13 protein-coding genes and 3 pseudogenes are annotated in these 17,645 nt (G+C 70.8%); 5 read left to right on the top strand and 11 right to left on the bottom strand.

Annotation, left to right across the window (positions count from 1 at the left end):
• Positions 1–216 precede the first annotated feature (216 nt).
• Positions 217–1,809: a WS/DGAT/MGAT family O-acyltransferase gene (locus ACQP1V_RS13475; protein ID WP_433422608.1), complete on the top strand. Its 1,593-nt coding sequence runs from the start codon at positions 217–219 to the stop codon at positions 1,807–1,809.
• 34 nt (positions 1,810–1,843) lie between these two features.
• Here the strand turns inward: ACQP1V_RS13475 and ACQP1V_RS13470 are convergent, their stop codons facing one another.
• From ACQP1V_RS13470 to ACQP1V_RS13425, 10 genes are all read right to left on the bottom strand, one after another.
• Entirely contained in the window at positions 1,844–2,419 is a 576-nt protein-coding gene (locus ACQP1V_RS13470) for a TetR/AcrR family transcriptional regulator (RefSeq protein WP_387415158.1), read from the bottom strand.
• Positions 2,420–2,888: 469 nt separating this feature from the next.
• Complete coding sequence (locus ACQP1V_RS13465) at positions 2,889–4,499, bottom strand: solute symporter family protein (protein ID WP_433422605.1); 1,611 nt, start codon at positions 4,497–4,499, stop codon at positions 2,889–2,891.
• Positions 4,496–4,828 carry a DUF485 domain-containing protein gene (locus tag ACQP1V_RS13460; RefSeq protein WP_433422602.1) on the bottom strand — a complete coding sequence of 111 codons (333 nt, stop codon included), beginning with the start codon at positions 4,826–4,828 and terminating at the stop codon, positions 4,496–4,498. Before ACQP1V_RS13460 ends, ACQP1V_RS13465 begins: the two co-directional genes overlap by 4 nt.
• Positions 4,829–5,081: 253 nt before the next feature.
• A complete protein-coding gene (locus ACQP1V_RS13455; RefSeq protein WP_433422599.1) occupies positions 5,082–6,566 on the bottom strand; it encodes a cation acetate symporter in 1,485 nt (494 codons plus the stop codon).
• Between the two features lie 13 nt (positions 6,567–6,579).
• Positions 6,580–7,002, bottom strand: a complete 423-nt coding sequence (locus tag ACQP1V_RS13450) for a hypothetical protein (protein ID WP_433422596.1) — start codon at positions 7,000–7,002, stop codon at positions 6,580–6,582.
• On the bottom strand, positions 6,999–7,748 hold the full coding sequence (locus tag ACQP1V_RS13445; protein ID WP_433422594.1) for a LytR/AlgR family response regulator transcription factor: 750 nt from the start codon (positions 7,746–7,748) through the stop codon (positions 6,999–7,001). Before ACQP1V_RS13445 ends, ACQP1V_RS13450 begins: the two co-directional genes overlap by 4 nt.
• Before the next feature lie 133 nt (positions 7,749–7,881).
• On the bottom strand, positions 7,882–9,054 hold the full coding sequence (locus tag ACQP1V_RS13440) for a sensor histidine kinase (RefSeq protein WP_387415165.1): 1,173 nt from the start codon (positions 9,052–9,054) through the stop codon (positions 7,882–7,884).
• 10 nt (positions 9,055–9,064) lie between these two features.
• Complete coding sequence (locus ACQP1V_RS13435; protein WP_433422590.1) at positions 9,065–9,520, bottom strand: HIT family protein; 456 nt, start codon at positions 9,518–9,520, stop codon at positions 9,065–9,067.
• A 37-nt stretch (positions 9,521–9,557) separates the two neighbouring features.
• Positions 9,558–9,935 carry a DUF3618 domain-containing protein gene (locus ACQP1V_RS13430; RefSeq protein WP_433422587.1) on the bottom strand — a complete coding sequence of 126 codons (378 nt, stop codon included), beginning with the start codon at positions 9,933–9,935 and terminating at the stop codon, positions 9,558–9,560.
• The gene (locus ACQP1V_RS13425) at positions 9,932–10,330 is read right to left on the bottom strand and encodes a phage holin family protein (protein ID WP_433422584.1); all 399 of its coding nucleotides are present in this window, start codon (positions 10,328–10,330) and stop codon (positions 9,932–9,934) included. Before ACQP1V_RS13425 ends, ACQP1V_RS13430 begins: the two co-directional genes overlap by 4 nt.
• Positions 10,331–10,669: 339 nt before the next feature.
• On the opposite strand from ACQP1V_RS13425, the gene ACQP1V_RS13420 reads away from it, so the two are divergent.
• Both ACQP1V_RS13420 and ACQP1V_RS13415 read left to right on the top strand, forming a co-directional pair.
• Positions 10,670–13,117 carry a glycoside hydrolase family 48 protein gene (locus ACQP1V_RS13420; RefSeq protein ID WP_433422582.1) on the top strand — a complete coding sequence of 816 codons (2,448 nt, stop codon included), beginning with the start codon at positions 10,670–10,672 and terminating at the stop codon, positions 13,115–13,117.
• A 231-nt stretch (positions 13,118–13,348) separates the two neighbouring features.
• Positions 13,349–13,858 (top strand): annotated as a pseudogene (locus ACQP1V_RS13415) (glycoside hydrolase family 9 protein); the annotation flags it as partial.
• Between the two features lie 47 nt (positions 13,859–13,905).
• On the opposite strand, the pseudogene ACQP1V_RS13410 reads toward ACQP1V_RS13415, so the two are convergent.
• A pseudogene (locus ACQP1V_RS13410) lies at positions 13,906–15,092 on the bottom strand (RNA-guided endonuclease InsQ/TnpB family protein).
• Positions 15,093–15,232: 140 nt separating this feature from the next.
• Between ACQP1V_RS13410 and ACQP1V_RS13405 the strand changes: the two are divergent.
• A pseudogene (locus tag ACQP1V_RS13405) lies at positions 15,233–16,066 on the top strand (cellulose binding domain-containing protein); the annotation flags it as partial.
• A gap of 109 nt (positions 16,067–16,175) precedes the next feature.
• Entirely contained in the window at positions 16,176–17,630 is a 1,455-nt protein-coding gene (locus ACQP1V_RS13400; protein ID WP_433422580.1) for an endo-1,4-beta-xylanase, read from the top strand.
• Positions 17,631–17,645 lie beyond the last annotated feature (15 nt).

Below are 17,645 nucleotides of genomic sequence, written 5' to 3'. Positions count from 1 at the left end.
CACCTGCATCAGGAGAGGTCAGGCGCGTCCGACCTGCACAGGTCCCGCTCCGGTGGCCTGTCCCGGGCCCCATGCCGGGGTCACGCGCGGCCCAAATCTCCCCGGAGACGCGCAGGAAACGCGCCGGTAACCCGGCACGGAGATGATGGTCACACTTCGGGAGCGGACAATGATCGTCCGCCACCGGAGCGCGGAGGAGAGCAGGAAGGATCACCGATGCGCCAGCTCACGGCACTCGACGCGCAGTTTCTGAGCGCGGAGTCGCACACCACCGCATCGCACGTCGGGGGCGTGGCGATCCTCGATCCGGCGTGCGCCCCCACCGGTACGGTCACCCGCGACGGCTTGATCAATCTGCTGCGCGAGCGGATTCACCTCGCTCCTCCCCTGCGGATGCGGATCGCCGACGTGCCGCTCGCCCTCGACCGGCCGTACTGGATCGAGGACGCTGACCTGGACCTGCGCGAGCACGTGTACGAGTCGACGCTGGCGGCCCCCGGCGACGACGACCAGCTCGCCGAGCACGTCGCCCGCATCCACGCGCGCCGGCTGGACCGGAGCCGGCCGCTGTGGGAGATGCACCTGATCCACGGCCTGCCGGACGGGCGGGTGGCGCTCTACACGAAGGTCCATCACTGCGCCATCGACGGGGTGTCCGGCGCCGAGATCCTCGCCTCCCTGATGGACCTCTCCCCCGAGCCTCGCCTGGTCGAGACGCCTCCGGAGGTCCCGGCGGAGCAGACGCCGGAGCAGATCGGCCTGCTGGCGGGCGGGCTGGCCCGCTCGGTCGTCCATCCGGTCGCGGCGCTGCGGTCGTTCACCCGGGCGGTGGCCGACCTCGACGCCATCCCTCTCGCCTCGGCCCTGCCGGGGGCCCGGATGATCGCCCGCGCGACGCGGCGACTGCTCGGCGACGAACGGCCCCGGCCGGAGCTGCCGCCGCTGGCCGCCCCGCGTACGCCGTTCAACGGGGTCATCTCCGGCGAGCGGAGCTTCGCCTTCGGCTCGATCCCCCTGGAAGAGATCCGGCGGGTCTCCCGCACCTTCGGGATGAGTGTGAACGACGTCGTCATGACCTTGTGCGCGTCGGCGCTGCGCCGCTGGCTGATCTCCTGTGACGCGCTGCCCGATCAGCCGCTCATCGCGGCGGTCCCCGTGGCGGTCCGTACGGCGCGCGGCAGCGAGACGATCGGCAACCAGATCTCCGCCATGATCACCCCGCTGGCGACGAACATCGAGTGCCCGAAGGAACGGCTGTCGACGGTGCGCTCGGCCATGCTGGCGGCCAAGCGGCGGTTCGCGGTGTCGCCCGCGACCTGGCTCAACGACGTGTGCGCCTTGTTCCCCGCGCCGTTCTCCGCGCTGGCGACACCGGCCCTGTTCCGCCTGGCGGGCATGGTGGGCACCGGCGTCAACCTGATCGTGTCCAACGTACCCGGACCGCCGTTCCCGCTCTACCTGTGCGGGGCTCGGGTGCTGTCGTACTACCCGATGTCCGTGTTGACCGACGTGACGGGCGCGCTCAGCATCACCTGCATCTCCTACGACGGACGGCTCGACCTCGGCGTCGTGGCCTGCCCGACGCGGGTCTCGGACGTGTGGAGCCTCATCGGGCACATCGACGAGGCGATGGAGGAGCTGACCACGCTGGCCAAGCGTGAGCGGGCCGCCGAGCGGGAATCGGCGGCGATGGAGCCGGAGGAGCCGGGCCCGGCGCAGCGGCAGCCCGGGACGGCGGAGGGCGCCGGGCGGTCGGCGCCGGACCCCGGTACGGCCGAGCCCGATGCCGTGGAGAAGATCCCCGCCTGAGGCGAGCGACGAGGTCGGCCGTCGATCGCGGGGGTCAGCCCAGCGCGTGCGCGATCAGCTCGGCGACCGCGTCCGGATCGATGTGGTGGCCGGTGAGCTGGCAGATGCTCTCCTGATAGAGCAGGACCGCGGCGAACGTGGCGGCGGCCGCCTCCAGCCGGGCCGCGTCGCCGCGACCGCCGAGCATGGCGAGTTCGAGGGCGAACCGCGCCCGTGTGATGATCTCCGCGTTCAGGCGGCCGAGCCGTTCCCGCACCGAGAGGTGCGTGTCGGCCTCGCGGAACAGGATCCGCCGCATGGCGGGCGAGGCGTGCAGCGGCAGCCTGCGGGCCAGCCGGGACAGGGCCCCGGCGGCGTCGCCCGGCGCGGCCGCCGCCCCGCGCTCCACGGCGTCTTCAGCGTCCTCTGCGTCGTGCTCGGTGACCAGGGTCCGCTCGTCCACCAGCGAGATCAGGACATCGATCTTGCGGGGAAAGTAGTGGAAGAGCAGACCCTTGGGCACCCCGGCCAGCTCCGCTATCCGCGCCGTCGGGGTCGCGTCGTACCCGCCGCCCGAGAAGAGCTCCTCGGCCGCGTCGAGAATCCGGGTTCTGGCCGTCTGCCGGTACACGGATCCGACGATAACCACGCGGGATCCGGCGTACCATCACGCAACGGACAGTTGACCCTTCGGTCCCGGCCGTCCCGGTGCCGCTCCGCGCGTTTTCCACCCGGAAGGCCACTGAGGATCTCCGCGCGCGGTCAACCCGCCCGGGCGGTCAGCGGAACTCGGGGGCGTGGTCGGCGGCCCACTGCGCGAACGTGCCGGGCGGGCGGCCGGTGAGCCGCGCCACGGTGTCGGTGACACGATCGGAGTCCGGCCGGCGCTTCGCGGCCGCAAGAGGGGCGGCTGAGACGAGACGGCCCGGCCGCGGGGCGCTGTGTCACCCACGACCGGGCCTGACCCGGGTCCGGGACGCCCTCGGCGTTCTGTCCGAAGGCGACCACCATGACCGCCACCGGGGGCGTCCCGGATGCGCGGCGCCGTCCCCGAGGGGTATGGCCGGAGGTCCGGTCACCGCGCTTTGTTCAGCGCGCGCTCAGTGCTCGGAGGCCTTCTCCGCGCCGACGCCGGTCAGCGAGCGGACCTCGATCTCGGCGTACTTGGACGCGTTGTACTCCTTGCTGAGGATCGTCCCGAGGTATCCGGCGAGGAAGCCGACCGGGATCGAGACGATGCCCGGGTTCGACAGCGGGAACCAGTGGAAGTCCGCGTCGGGGAACATCGCCGTCGGCGCGCCGGAGACCACCGGCGAGAACACCACGAGCAGGACGGACGTCACCAGACCGCCGTAGATCGCGGACACCGCGCCGGCGGTGTTGAACCTCTTCCAGAACAGGCTGAAGAGGATCGCCGGCAGGTTGCCCGAGGCGGCCACGGCGAAGGCCAGCGCGACCAGGAAGGCCACGTTGAGCGACTGCGCGAAGATGCTCAGCCCGATCGCGACCGCGCCGATCACGAACGCGGAGATCCGGGCCACCACGACCTCCTGGCGCTCGGTGACGTTGCCCCGCTTGAACACGTGGGCGTACAGGTCGTGCGCGAAGCTGGACGAGGAGGCCAGGGTCAGACCGGCGACCACGGCCAGGATCGTGGCGAACGCGACCGCCGCGATGACCGCGAGCAGGATGGTGCCGCCCACCTCGCCGAAGATCTCCCGCCCGATCGCCTCGGCGAGCTGCGGCGCTGCCGTGTTGCCCGCCTTGTCCTGCTCGGTGATCGCCTTACCGCCGACCAGCGCCGCCGCACCGAAACCGAGCACCAGCGTGAACAGGTAGAACACGCCGATGAGGCCGATGCCCCACTGGACAGACTTGCGGGCGTCCCGGGCGGTGGGCACGGTGTAGAAGCGGATCAGGATGTGCGGCAGGCCTGCCGTGCCGAGGACGAGCGCCAGGCCGAGGCTGATCAGGTCGATCTTCCCGGCGATGCCCTGCGCCTCGGTGCCGTACTTCAGGCCGGGTTCGAGGAGTGCGTCGCCCTTGCCGCTCTTCGCCGCCGCCTCGCCCAGCAGGCTGGACAGGTTGAAGCCGAACTTGCCGAGGACGAGCAGGGTGATCAGGGCCGCGCCGGTCATCAGCAGGACGGCCTTGACGATCTGCACCCAGGTGGTGCCCTTCATGCCGCCGAAGACCACGTAGACGATCATCAGCAGGCCGACCCCGATGATCGTCCAGATCTTGCCGGCCTCGGAGTGGATGCCGAGCAGCAGGCCGACGAGCGCGCCCGCGCCGACCATCTGGGCGAGCAGGTAGAAGATGCTGACCACGATCGTGGACACCCCGGCCGCCGTGCGCACCGGGCGCGGGCTCATCCGGAAGGCGAGCACGTCCGCCATCGTGAACTTGCCGGAGTTGCGCATCAGCTCGGCGACCAGCAGCAGGGCCACCAGCCAGGCGACGAGGAACCCGATCGAGTAGAGGAACCCGTCGTAGCCCGAGAGCGCGATGATGCCGGCGATGCCGAGGAAGGACGCGGCCGACATGTAGTCGCCGCCGATCGCCAGCCCGTTCTGCAGGCCGCTGAACGAGCGGCCGCCCGCGTAGTAGTCCGCGGCGGTCTTCGTGTTGCGGCTGGCCCAGAAGGTGATGCCGAGCGTGCCGGCGACGAAGAAGACGAAAAGGATCGTCGAGAGGGTCTCGTGGCTCATTCGGCGGTCTTCTCCTCGACCTCGTGACGCAGTTCGTCGGCCAGCGGGTCCAGCTTCCGCGCGGCGTGCCGCGAGTAGGCCCAGGCGATCAGGAACGTCGAGACGAACTGCAGGATGCCGAAGACAAGGGCCACGTTGATGTTGCCGAACAGCTTCGTGCCCATGAAGCCACGGGCGAAGCCCGACATGATGACGTAAAGCACGTACCACGCGAGGAACGCGACGGTCATGGGGAAGACCCAGCGCCGGAACCGGCTCCGCAGCTCGCGGAACCGCTCACTCGTCTGTATCTCTTCATAAACGGACGCGTCATGTTGCCGAGTCGTCACACGACCTCCCACGGCTGTGATCTGGATCACGCAGAGCGTAGGAGGGGGGCGCGGCCCTGACGAGACGCCCAGGCCCTCTCGTCGGTGAGCCGCCGCCTCGCGGCGGTCAAGCAGGTGCGGCGTGCGGCGAATGGTCCCATCAATGCGCCGAGCGGTCGGACATACCGCCGAGCGCTCGGCCGCCGCGACGGTCGGTCGGCGTACCAGGGCGGACAAGGATGTACGCGGACGGACGAGGACGGACGACGAACAGTCAGACGGAGCGCGGCCGCCAGTCACCCCGGTCCACGTCGAGGATCTCGGGGGTGTGCAGCCGGACCATGGTCCTGGCCACGTTCCTCGGCACCCGGGACGGCGTCAGCAGCGACACCACGATCATGACGGTGAAGGAGATCGGCACGCTCCACGCCGCCGGCTGGGCCAGCAGCGCCTCCACCCAGCCCGAGTACGGCCCGCCGACGATGGTGACGACGCCCGCGCCGCAGGCCAGCCCGCCTCCGGTGAGGAGCCCGGCCAGCGCGCCGACCGTGGTGAGCCGACGCCACCAGATGCCGAGCACGAGCAGCGGGCAGAACGAGGACGCCGCGACCGCGAACGCCAGCCCCACCACGTCGGCCACCGGGAGCGTCCGCGCCAGGCCCGCCAGCGCGAACGGCACCGTCACCGCGAGGACCGTCGCCATGCGGAACGGCCGCACCCCGCCGCCCATGAGGTCCTGGGCGATCACCCCCGCGACCGACACGGCCAGCCCGGACGACGTCGAGAGGAACGCGGCGAACGCCCCCGCCGTCACCAGCGCCGTCAGCAGCTCCCCCGCCGTCCCGCCGATGAGCCGCCCGGGCAGGGTGAGGACGACGGCGTCCGTGGCGGGCAGCCCGTAGACCCGGCCGAGGTATCCGTACACGGCGGGCATCAGATAGAACGCGCCGAGCAGCGTGAGCACCAGCAGCGTGGTCCGGCGGGCGGCCCGGCCGTCGGGGTTGGTATAGAACCGCACCAGCACGTGCGGCAGCCCCATCGTGCCGAGGAACGTCGCCATGATCAGCGAGTACGTCGCGTAGACCGGGTGCTCCCGCCCGTGCAGCGGCAGCGCCCACGGGTCGCCGGGCGGCAGGCCGGGCGAGCCGCCGGACCGCCAGGCGATCAGCATGAAGACCAGCGGCACCGCCATCGCGGTCAGCTTGAGCCAGTACTGGAACGCCTGGACGAACGTGATCGACCGCATGCCGCCGGACAGCACGTTGAGGGCGACCACCACCGCCACGAGCAGCCCCCCGGCCCAGGTCGGCGCGCCCGTCACCGTCTGGAAGACCAGCCCGGCGCTCTGGAACTGCGGCATCAGGTAGAGCCAGCCGATCAACACCACGAGCACGCTGGAGGCGCGCCGTACCACCATCGACTCCAGCCGCGCCTCGGCGAAGTCCGGCAGCGTGTACGCCCCCGACCTGCGCAGCGGGGCCGACACGAGCACGAGCAGCACGAGGTAGCCGCCGGTCCAGCCGACCGGGAGCCACAGCATGTCCGCGCCGTAGGTGAGGATCAGCCCGGCGACCCCGAGGAACGAGGCCGCCGAGAGGTACTCCCCGCCGATTGCCGACGCGTTCCACAGCGGCGACACCGTGCGCGAGGCGACGTAGAAGTCCGAGGTTGTCCGGGACACCCGGATGCCGAAGGCCCCGATCAGGACCGCCGCGAACAGGACCAGCACCACCGCGGTCACGCCGTAGGCGGGGCTCACCGCCGCGCTCCGCTCACTCGCGGTCCATCAACTCGGCGAAGTGGCGCTCGTTCCGTTCGGCCTGCCGAACGTACAACCAGGCGCCGACGACGAACGCGGGGTAGATGAGCCCGGCGAGCACCAGCCAGGGCAGCGGCACGCCGAGCAGGTCGGCCGAGCGCAGCTCCGGCACCAGCAGGAACAGCAGCGGCAGCCCGCCGACGACGCAGCCGAGCACGGTGCAGACGAACAGCGCCAGCCGGAACTGGGTCCGCACCAGTGAGGCCATGTAGACCTCGCCGACCCGCGTCTGTTCGTCGATCTCGGTGGTGAGCGGGCGGCGCGGACGCCGGGCGGCGGCGGCGCGGGGGCTGGTGACGGCGACCCGGCGCGGCCGCTCCGCGTCGGCGCCCGACCGGCTCACCCGCAGCAAATCGGAGATCCGCTTCTCGGTCATCGCGGCCCGGCCTTGCGCGCGCGCCGCACCAGCAGGTCGCGCAGCTCGCGGGTGTGCCGGCGGCTGACGGGGATCTCCGTGTCGCCGATCCGCACCACGCACCGGCCGGAGTCGATGCGCAGCTCGTCGATGTGCCTGAGCGCGACCAGGTGGCTGCGGTGGACCCGGACGAACCCGGCGGTCGCCCAGCGCTCCTCCAGCGCGGCGAGCGGGATGCGCACGAGGTGGCTCCCGGTCGCGGTGTGCAGCCGGGCGTAGTCGCCGCGCGCCTCGACGTACCGGACCTCGGTGCTGGTCACGAACCGGGTCACCCCGCCCAGCTCGACCGGGATCGTGTCCGCCTGCGAACCGGTCTCCGGCTCCGTACGGCTGCCGCACACCCGCCGGATCGCCTCGGCCAGCCGCTCGGGACGGACCGGTTTGAGGAGGTAGTCCTCGGCCTTCAGCTCGAACGCGTCCACCGCGTGGTCCTCGTACGCGGTGACGAACACGATCTTCGGCGGCCGGGTGAACTGGGCGAGGAGCCGGCCGAGCACCACGCCGTCGAGCCCGCGCATCCGGATGTCGAGGAAGACCGCGTCCACGGGCCTGCCCTCGGCCATCGCGCGGTCGAGCAGCTTCAGCGCCGCCGCGCCGTCGCGGGCGGTCAGCACCTCGCCGATGCGCGGATCCGCCCTGAGCAGGTACGCCACGTCCTCCAGGGCGGGCTGCTCGTCGTCCACCGCCAGGACCCGCAGGCCGGTCACGGGAGCCCTCCTTCACCACGGAATCCCCTAGAGGGTGATGAATCAGGACAGCCGAAGTCAACGCCTCAGCGGCACAGGGATCACAACGCTTCGGCCCCGCGGGATCGACGCGCCGGAAGAACGCGGCCGGTTGTCAGGCCGAGACGCCGGGGTGGTACTTGGGGAGACGGATGCTGACCTTGGTCCCGGCGCCGCTGCCGGTCTCGACCACGAGCCCGTACTCGTCGCCGTACACCTGCCGCAGGCGCTCGTCCACGTTGGCCAGGCCGACGCCGGTGGCCCGGTCCTCGCCGGACAGGATGCGGCGCAGCCGCTCCGGGTCCATGCCGATGCCGTCGTCCTCGACGCTGATGCCGCACTCGGCGCCCGCGTCCTCGGCCAGGATCGAGATCCGGCCGACGCCCGGCTTGCTCTCCAGGCCGTGCCGTACGGCGTTCTCGACCAGCGGTTGCAGGCACAGGAACGGCACGGCGACGGCGAGCACCTCGGGGGCGATGCGCAGCGTCACCTGAAGCTGGTCGCCGAACCGGGCCCGTTCCAGGGTGAGGTAGCGCTCGATGGAGTGCAGCTCCTCGGCGAGCGTGGTGAAGTCGCCGTGCCGGCGGAACGAGTACCGGGTGAAGTCGGCGAACTCCAGCAGCAGCTCCCTGGCCCGCTCCGGGTCGGTGCGGACGAAGGAGGCGATCGTGGTCAGCGAGTTGTAGATGAAGTGCGGCGAGATCTGCGCGCGCAGCGCCCTGACCTCGGCCTCCATCAGCATGGTGCGGGAGCGGTCCAGCTCGGCCAGCTCAAGCTGCGAGTCCACCCACCGGGCCACCTCCTGCGCCGCCCGGACCAGCCCCGCCGACGCGTGGTCGCCGTACGCGGCGAGGGTGCCGACGACACGGTCCTCGGTGGTGAGCGGCACGACCACGGCGTGCCGGATCGGGCATTCCAGGTAGATGCAGTCCAGCGACAGTACCTGGGTCCTGCCGTCCTCCAGCGTCTTGGCGGCGTGGCCGAACGCGTCCTTGGCGTGGTGGTCGCCCGCGCCGTCGTAGACGAGCAGCTCCTCGCGGTCGGTGACGGCGATCGCCGGGGAGCCGAGGAGTTCGCGCAGGTGCCGGGACGCCTTGAGCGCGCCGGCCTGGGTGAGCCCCGCGCGCAGCGGCGGCGCGGCGAGCGAGGCCGTGTGCAGGGTCTCGAACGTGGCCCGCTCGGCCGGGCTGCTGCCCAGCTCGCTCCGGCCGCGCAGCACACGCCACAGGACGACGGACGGCACGCCGATCAGGACCGCGACCACGAGGGCCGCCACCACAGGTTCCACGCCGCGTCCTTTACGTTGTAGATTTCTGGATCGCGGCCTGGATCCGCGCGGCGTACTCCATGACCTCGCCCTCGTCGGCGTACTTCACCCGGGGCCAGAAGAAGCCGCGCAACCCGTCTTTGCGGTCGCGCGGCACGACGTGGGTGTGCAGGTGGGGGACGCTCTGGCTGACCCGGTTGTTCAGCGCGACGAAGGTGCCCGCGACGCCGAGGCCCTCCTCCACCGCCCTGGCCACCTCGCGTACCCGCTGGAAGTACGGCCCGACGTCGGCGTCATCCAGGTCGGTCAGGGTCTCGACATGGACGCGGGGCACGACGAGGACGTGCCCCTTGAACACCGGCCGGGCGTCGAGGAAGCCCACGGCCACCTCGTCCGACAGCACCGTCGCGGCGGGGGTGCGGCCCGCCACGATGGCGCAGAACACGCATTCGTCCACGCGCGCTCCTTCTCGTGATGCTCCCGACATCGTGCCATCATCGCGATGCCGGGCCACTCACGAGCGTTCAGACACCTCCCCGGCCGCGCATCCGGCGCCTCCTCGCCCGGCGCAGGGCGAGCCCGGCGGCCGCGCCGAGAGCGACGACCGCCGCCGGCAGCATCAGGCCGCCGGCCTGGCGGGCCTTCGCACGGGCCCGCCTCCTCAGGTCGAACCGGGACGCCAGCTCGGCCAGGGTGCGGGCCAGCTCCGCGCGGTCGCGCTCGATGTCGCCGCGCACCGCCGCCAGCTCGTCGGCGAGGGGCCGCCACGCGACGGCGACGCGCTGGATGGTCTCGTTCAGGGTGTCGCCGGAGTCGGCGACCGCGCCGCCCTCCACGAGGTGGCTGTGCACCCCCACCTCTCCCGCACCGTGGCGGTTGGTCCCGGAGCCGGTCTCGCTCATCGGCGCACGCCTTCTCGCACCACGCCGATGTCGGTCTTGACGCTGCGCATCGCGCGACGGGGCGTCGGCGGTGTGGCGGAGGACACCACCTGCTTGCCCACCACCCCGACGAGCATGGCCAGGAAGAGGAGGCCGCCGCCGATGATCAGCGCGGACGCCCAGCCGGGCAGCACGAGCGCCAGCGCCATGATCGCCGCGGCGACCAGCGCCGCTCCACCGAGCAGCGCGGTCGCCCCGGCCGCGCCGAGGAGCCCGGCGCCGAACCCGGCGTGCCTACCCTTCTCCATGAGCTCGATCTTGGCGAGCCGCAGTTCGCCCCGGACCAGCCGGGACACCTGCTCCGACATCTGCCGGACCAGTTCGCCGGTCGAGTGACCTTCCCTGGTGTGAACCATGGTCGCCTCCCATATCGGAGATGCGTATGCGCCTACCCGCCAACCTGGCCCCAAACCCGGGCGAAACAGATGAAAGTTTCAACCGGTGCACGCCTGCTATTCAGCGGCGTACCAGGCAAAAGGCCAGCCTGCGCGCGCGGCCCGCCCGGCGCGGGAGAGAGCGCGAACGGGCGCCGCGTGGACGGCGATTGACATCGCGGAGGGTGGTTCCACAATCCTGAATGGGAGCGCTCCCATGTCCGGTTCGATCCAGCCGTCCGTCCGCACCGCGAGGCCGCGTCCGCCACCTGGCGCTCCGTCTCGCCGGTGCCACCCCCCACCATTGGAGAACCCCAGAAGATGCGCACACGACCCCCACGAGCGGGAGCGCTCCCACGATCACGGAGACAGATCGCCTGGGTAGCCGCCGCCGGCGTCTCCGCCGCCATGCTGGCCGGCCTGGCGCAGTCCCCCGCGTCCGCCGCGGTCTCCTGCGGCGTGACGTACGCGGTCAACGAGTGGACGTCCTCACCCGGCGAGGGCGGGTTCACCGCCAACCTCACCATCAACAACCTCGGCGATCCGATCAGCGGCTGGACGCTCAAGTTCACCTTCCCGGGGAGCCAGAAGGTGACGCTGCCGGGCTGGTCGGCCAACTGGAGCCAGAGCGGCGCCGCCGTCACCGCGACCAACCTGGACTGGAACGGCTCCCTGGGCACCGGCGGCTCGGCCAGCGTCGGGTTCAACGGCACGTGGAGCGGCGCCAACCCCGCGCCCACCTCGTTCACGATCAACGGGGTGACCTGCGGTGGCGGCGGTCCGTCGCCCTCGCCGTCAGCGTCCCCGTCGGCGTCTCCCTCCGCCTCGCCGTCGCCGTCGGCCTCGCCCTCCCCGTCCGCGTCGCCGACCGTCAGCCCGCCGGGCAACGCGTACGTGCAGAACTTCCTCACGATGTACAACAAGCTGCACGACCCGGCCAACGGGTACTTCTCACCCCAGGGCGTGCCGTACCACTCGGTCGAGACGCTGATGGTGGAGGCCCCCGACCAGGGCCACGAGACCACGTCCGAGGCCTACAGCTACTACCTGTGGCTGGAGGCGATGTACGGCAAGGTCACCGGGGACTGGAGCAAGTTCAACAACGCGTGGGCCTCGCTGGAGAAGTACATCATCCCCGCCACCGCCGACCAGCCGACGAACTCCTTCTACAACGCGAGCAAGCCGGCAACGTACGCCGGTGAGTGGGACGACATCACGAAGTACCCGTCCCAGCTCGAGTCGGGCGTGAGCGTCGGCGTGGACCCGATCGCGGGCGAGCTGAAGTCCGCCTACGGCACCGGTGACGTGTACGGCATGCACTGGCTGCTCGACGTGGACAACACCTACAGCTTCGGCCGCTGCGGCGACGGCACCACCAAGCCCGCGTACATCAACACCTACCAGCGCGGGCCGGAGGAGTCGGTCTTCGAGACGATCCCGCAGCCGTCCTGCGACACGTTCAAGTTCGGCGGCCCGAACGGGTACCTCGACCTGTTCACCAAGGACGCCTCGTACGCCAAGCAGTGGAAGTACACCAACGCCCCCGACGCCGACGCGCGCGCGGTGCAGGTGGCCTACTGGGCGCTGCAGTGGGCCAAGGACCAGGGCAAGGAGTCGCAGATCTCCGGCACGGTCGCCAAGGCCGCCAAGATGGGCGACTACCTGCGCTACGCGATGTACGACAAGTACTTCAAGAAGCAGGGCTGCACCGCCACCTCCTGCGCCGCCGGCACCGGCAAGGACAGCGCGGCCTACCTGCTGAGCTGGTACTACGCCTGGGGCGGCGCGAACGACAGCTCGGCCGGCTGGGCCTGGCGGATCGGGTCGAGCCACAACCACTCCGGCTACCAGAACCCGCTCGCCGCGTACGCGCTGTCGAACGTGACCGAGCTGAAGCCCAAGGGGACGACGGCGGTCACCGACTGGTCGGCGAGCCTCACCCGCCAGCTCCAGTTCTACAAGTGGCTGCAGTCGGCCGAGGGCGCGATCGCGGGCGGCGCGACCAACAGCTACCAGGGCCACTACGCGGCCCCGCCGGCGAACCTGCCGACCTTCTTCGGCATGTCGTACGACTGGCAGCCGGTCTACCACGACCCGCCGTCCAACCAGTGGTTCGGCTTCCAGGCCTGGTCGATGGAGCGCGTGGCCGAGTACTACTACGCCACGGGTGACGCCAACGCCAAGACCATCCTGGACAAGTGGGTCACCTGGGCGCTGGCCAACACCACCGTGAACGCCGACGGCACCTACCAGATCCCCTCGACGCTGCGCTGGACCGGCCAGCCGGGCGCCAACTTCAGCGGCCCCGGGATGCCCCCGGCCAACACCGGCCTGCACGTCACGGTCGTCGACCGCACCACCGACGTGGGCGTCGCCGGCTCCTACGCCAAGACCCTCATGTTCTACGCCGCCAAGTCTGGCCACGCGGCCGCCAAGAGCACCGCCAAGGCGCTGCTCGACGGCATCTGGCAGCACAACCAGGACGCCAAGGGCGTGTCGGTGCCGGAGACCAAGGCGGACTACAACCGCCTCGACGACCCCGTCTACGTCCCGGCCGGCTGGACCGGCACGATGCCGAACGGCGACGCGATCAACTCGAACTCGACCTTCATCTCCATCCGGTCCTGGTACAAGAACGACCCGGACTGGCCGAAGGTCCAGGCGTACCTGAACGGCACGGCCCCCGCGCCGACCTTCAACTACCACCGGTTCTGGGCGCAGGTCGACGTGGCCACCGCCCTCGGCCAGTACGGCCTGCTCTTCCCCTGAGACAGCAGGCCGGCGGCGCGGACCCGGTGATCCAGACCCGGGGGAGCGGTGTCGCCTGACCCTTCACCGCACCCCCCGGTACCGCCGGGGAGGCCGGGCACCGGGCCCGGCCTCCCCGCCGAAGCCGGGGCGCGACGGCGCCTGACCCGCCGTCGCGCCCCCGACCCCCCAAGCGAGGCATCCACATGCGGCGTATGTTCACGGCTCTGGCGGCACTGCTGGCCGCGGCCGCGTTCTCACCGGCGGCCGATCGCCTGGGACGACAAGTCGTACGGGTGCTACGTGCTGCTGGCCAAACTCACCGGCAAGCAGCAGTACGCCGACGACGCCAACCGCTGGCTGGACTTCTGGACCGTCGGCGTGAACGGCCAGAAGGTCCCCTACTCCCCCGGCGGCGAGGCCGTGCTCGACCAGTGGGGGTCGCTGCGCTACGCGGCGAACACGGCGTTCGTCGCCCTCGTCTACAGCGACTGGCTGACCGACACCACCCGCAAGGCGCGCTACCACGACTTCGGCGTCCGCCAGATCGACTACGCGCTCGGCGCGAACCCCCGCAACTCGTCGTACATGATCGGGTTCGGCGCCAACCCGCCGAAGAACCCGCACCACCGGACCGCGCACGGCTCGTGGTCCAACAACATCGCCGAACCCGCCGCGAGCTGGCACATCCTGTACGGCGCGCTGGTCGGCGGGCCGAAGGCAGCCGACGACGCCTACACCGACAGCCGGAGCGACTACGTGTTGACATCCTCCCCCTCGTAAACGAGGGGGATTCCAACCGTCGCCGGTCAGGCTTCCTGCTTCACCGCCAGTCGCCCCGTCCGAGAGGACACTCTCGTTGAGGTCTTACACCAGCTCCACAGGCGTTTTACTTGTCCGCCAGCCCAGCGGCCAAGATGTTCATCGCGGCGTTCACGTCCCGGTCATGGACCGCGCCGCAGGCGCACTCCCAGGTGCGGACGTCCAGCGGCATCTTCTCCTGCAACGCACCGCAGGCCGAGCACAGCTTGGAGGAGGGGAACCACCGGTCCACGACCACCAGCTCCCGCCCGTACCACTGGGCTTTGTACTCCAGCATCGAGCGGAGTTCCCTCCACGATGCGTCAGAGATGGCGCGGGCCAGGCTGTGGTTCTTGACCATGGTGCGGACGGTCAGGTCCTCGATCACGACCGTTTGGTTCTCACGGACGAGCCGAGTCGACAGCTTGTGCAAATGGTCCCGGCGGCGGTCGGCGATCCGGGCATAGACGCGGGCGACCGCGATCCGGGCCTTGGCCCGGTTCGCGCTGCCCTTGGCCTTACGGGCCAGCGAGCGCTGCGCCTTGGCCAGCCTGCGCCGATCGGCCCGCTCATACCGGGGGTTGGCCACCTTCTCCCCGCTGGACAGGGCGACCAGGGCGGTGATCCCCGCGTCCACCCCCACCGCGCTGCCAGCCGGGTCGAGCGGGCGAATCTTCTCCTCGACCAGGATGGACACGAACCACCGCCCGGCCGCGTCCTTCGACACGGTCACGGTGGACGGCTCCGAGCCCTCCGGCAAGGGGCGCGACCACACAATGTCCAGCGGTGCATCCATCTTCGCGAGCCACAGTCGGCCCTCACGCCAGCGGAAACCCGAGCGGGTGTACTCCGCCGACGCGCGGGACTTCTTGCGGGACTTGAACACCGGATACTTCGCGCGCTTGGCGAAGAAGTTCGCGAACCCGGCCTGAAGGTGGCGCAGTGCCTGCTGCAGCGGTACCGACGACACCTCGTTGAGGAAGCCGAGTTCCTCCGTCTGCTTCCACGCCGTCAACGCTGCCGAGGATTCTCCGTAGGAGACGCGGCGGCCGTCCAACTTGTAGGCGCGGGTCCGCTCCTGCAGCGCCTTGTTGTAGACCAGGCGCACACACCCGAATGTCCGGGCAAGCTCGGCGGCCTGCCCGGGGGTCGGGGAGAAGCGGTACTTGTAGGCCCGCTTCACGGTCTGCGCCATGCCGCACACCCTGCCACAAGATCCGCCATGAATCGAACGCGTGTTCGATTTATGGCGGATCTTCTACCTTTGCCCTGCCCTGCAGGGAGTCCGATTCCTCCTCCGCCTGAAGGCGGAGGTCTCCTCGGAGGTTGTTGATGAACGAGGTCGCCACCGACTACAACGCCGGATTCACCGGCGCGCTGGCCCGGCTGTACAAGGAGTACGGCGGAACGCCGCTGACGAACTTCCCTCCGGCGGAGACGCCCGACGGGCCCGAGATCTACGCCCAGGCGTCGGTGAACGCCACCGGCCCGACACAGTTCTCCGGGCGGATCTACTACGTCACGATCGACTGCTCGGGCCAGGTCATCGCGTCCGCGGGCCAGTCGGAGTCGCGGCGGGAGGTCCAGTTCCGGATCGCCAGCTCGGGCTCCTGGGACCCGTCGAACGACTGGTCGTACTCGGGCGTGTCCACCACCCCGGGCTCCACCCCGGTGACCGTGCGGAACATCACGATCCACTCCGGCGGCGCGACGATCTGGGGCACGGCCCCCGGCGCCGAGCCGTCGCCGTCCGCGACCCCCTCCCCCTCCCCCTTCGTCTCGCCGTCCGCGTCTCCCTCGCCCTCGGTGTCGCCGTCCGCCTCCCCCTCGGTGTCGCCGTCGGCCAGCCCGTCCCCCACGGGCCGGGCGTGCGCGGCCACCTACCGGGTGACGAACTCCTGGCAGGACGGCTTCCAGGCCGAGGTCACCGTGACGAACAGCGGCGGGACCGCGATCAGCGGTTGGACCGTGAGCTGGGCGTTCCCGAACGGCCAGACGATCACCCAGGTCTGGAACAGCACGCTGAGCCAGTCCGGGGCGAACGTCACCGTCAAGAACGTGGGCTACAACGGCGCCCTCGCCCCGGACGCCTCGACCGCGTTCGGCTTCACCGGCGGCTGGTCCGGCGCGGGCGGCGACCCGGCGCCGATCACCTGCACCCCCGCGTAGCTCCCGCGCCCCCTTGACCGCCCGCCTCCCCGAACCACGCCCCCAGGGGAGGCGGGCACGCTCCCCGGCGGTGTCCGCCTCCGGGGCCACCCCTGCAAGGACAGAAGAGGTGACACACCCGATGATGGAAAGCGCTTCCCGCACGCCTGCGAAGACCCTGGCGGGCCTCGCCGCGACGGCCCTGGCCGCCGCGGCCGTCGTCGCCGCGGTGACCGGCCCGGCGTCCGCCGCCAGCGGCCTCGGCCAGCTCGCCGCGGCCCAGGGCAGGTACTTCGGTACCGCCCTGGCCAACAACCACCTCGGCGAGTCGGCGTACGCGACGGTCGCCGACCGGGAGTTCAACTCGGTCACGCCCGAGAACGAGATGAAGTGGGACGCCACGGAGCCGTCGCGCGGCTCCTTCAACTACACCGGCGGCGACGCCATCGTCAGCCACGCCCAGGGCCACGGGCAGAGCGTGCGCGGGCACACCCTGGTCTGGCACAGCCAGCTCCCGTCCTGGGTGAGCAACGGCGGCTTCAACGCCGCCACGCTGACCTCGGTCATGCAGAACCACATCAGCAACGTCGCCGGCCACTACAAGGGCAAGCTGTACGCCTGGGACGTGGTCAACGAGGCGTTCAACGACGACGGCACCCGCCGCCAGTCGGTCTTCCAGACGACGATCGGCGACAGCTACATCGCCACCGCCTTCCAGGCGGCGCGGGCGGCCGACCCGACCGCCAAGCTGTACTACAACGACTACAACATCGAGGGGATCAACTCGAAGAGCACGGCCGTGTACAACATGGTCAAGGCCTTCAAGCAGCAGGGCGTCCCCATCGACGGCGTCGGCCTCCAGACGCACCTCATCCTCGGCCAGGTCCCCTCGGATCTGCAGGCCAACCTGCAGCGCTTCGCCGACCTCGGCGTCGATGTGGCGCTGACCGAGGTGGACGTCCGGATGCAGACCCCGGCCGACTCGGGCAAGCTGGCGACCCAGAGCGCCAACTACGCCGCCCTGACCAAGGCGTGCCTGAACGTCACGCGCTGCGTCGGCATCACCGTCTGGGGGGTCACCGACAAGTACTCCTGGGTGCCGGACGTGTTCCCCGGGTACGGCGCTCCGCTGCTGTTCGACGACTCCTTCAACGCCAAGCCCGCGTACACGGGGGTGAGCGGCGCGCTCGGCGGGGGCACCTCCAGCCCCAGCCCCTCGGCGAGCCCGACCTCCAGCCCGAGCCCGTCGGCGAGCCCGACCTCCTCGCCGAACCCCGGCAGGTCCTGCTCGGCGACGTACCGCAAGGTGAACGAGTGGAACAACGGCTTCCAGGCCGAGGTCACGGTCGCGAACACCGGCTCGTCGTCGATCGGCGGCTGGACCGTCACCTGGGCGTTCCCGAACGGCCAGAAGATCACCCAGCTCTGGAACGGCACGCTCAGCCAGTCCGGAGCGAACGTCACCGTGCGGAACGTGAGCTACAACGGCACGGTCGCGCCGAACGGCTCGACCACGTTCGGCTTCACCGCTGACTGGTCGGGGAGCAACGGCACGCCGTCCTCCGTCACCTGCGGCGCCTCCTGACCCGCGGACATCCGG

It is taken from the genome of Microtetraspora malaysiensis, from assembly GCF_050947145.1.
Classification (GTDB): Bacteria; Actinomycetota; Actinomycetes; order Streptosporangiales; family Streptosporangiaceae; genus Microtetraspora_A; species Microtetraspora_A malaysiensis.
This window is presented reverse-complemented; position numbering and strand designations above follow the sequence as displayed.

What these genes read in the sequence shown, in the direction of transcription:
- ACQP1V_RS13475 (WP_433422608.1), top strand. Translation starts at nt 217, where the DNA reads ATGCGCCAGCTCACGGCACTCGACGCGCAGTTTCTGAGCGCGGAGTCG.
- ACQP1V_RS13465 (WP_433422605.1), bottom strand. Translation starts at nt 4,499, where the DNA reads ATGAGCCACGAGACCCTCTCGACGATCCTTTTCGTCTTCTTCGTCGCC.
- ACQP1V_RS13450 (WP_433422596.1), bottom strand. Translation starts at nt 7,002, where the DNA reads ATGACCGAGAAGCGGATCTCCGATTTGCTGCGGGTGAGCCGGTCGGGC.
- ACQP1V_RS13435 (WP_433422590.1), bottom strand. Translation starts at nt 9,520, where the DNA reads ATGTCGGGAGCATCACGAGAAGGAGCGCGCGTGGACGAATGCGTGTTC.
- ACQP1V_RS13430 (WP_433422587.1), bottom strand. Translation starts at nt 9,935, where the DNA reads ATGAGCGAGACCGGCTCCGGGACCAACCGCCACGGTGCGGGAGAGGTG.
- ACQP1V_RS13425 (WP_433422584.1), bottom strand. Translation starts at nt 10,330, where the DNA reads ATGGTTCACACCAGGGAAGGTCACTCGACCGGCGAACTGGTCCGGCAG.
- ACQP1V_RS13420 (WP_433422582.1), top strand. Translation starts at nt 10,670, where the DNA reads ATGCGCACACGACCCCCACGAGCGGGAGCGCTCCCACGATCACGGAGA.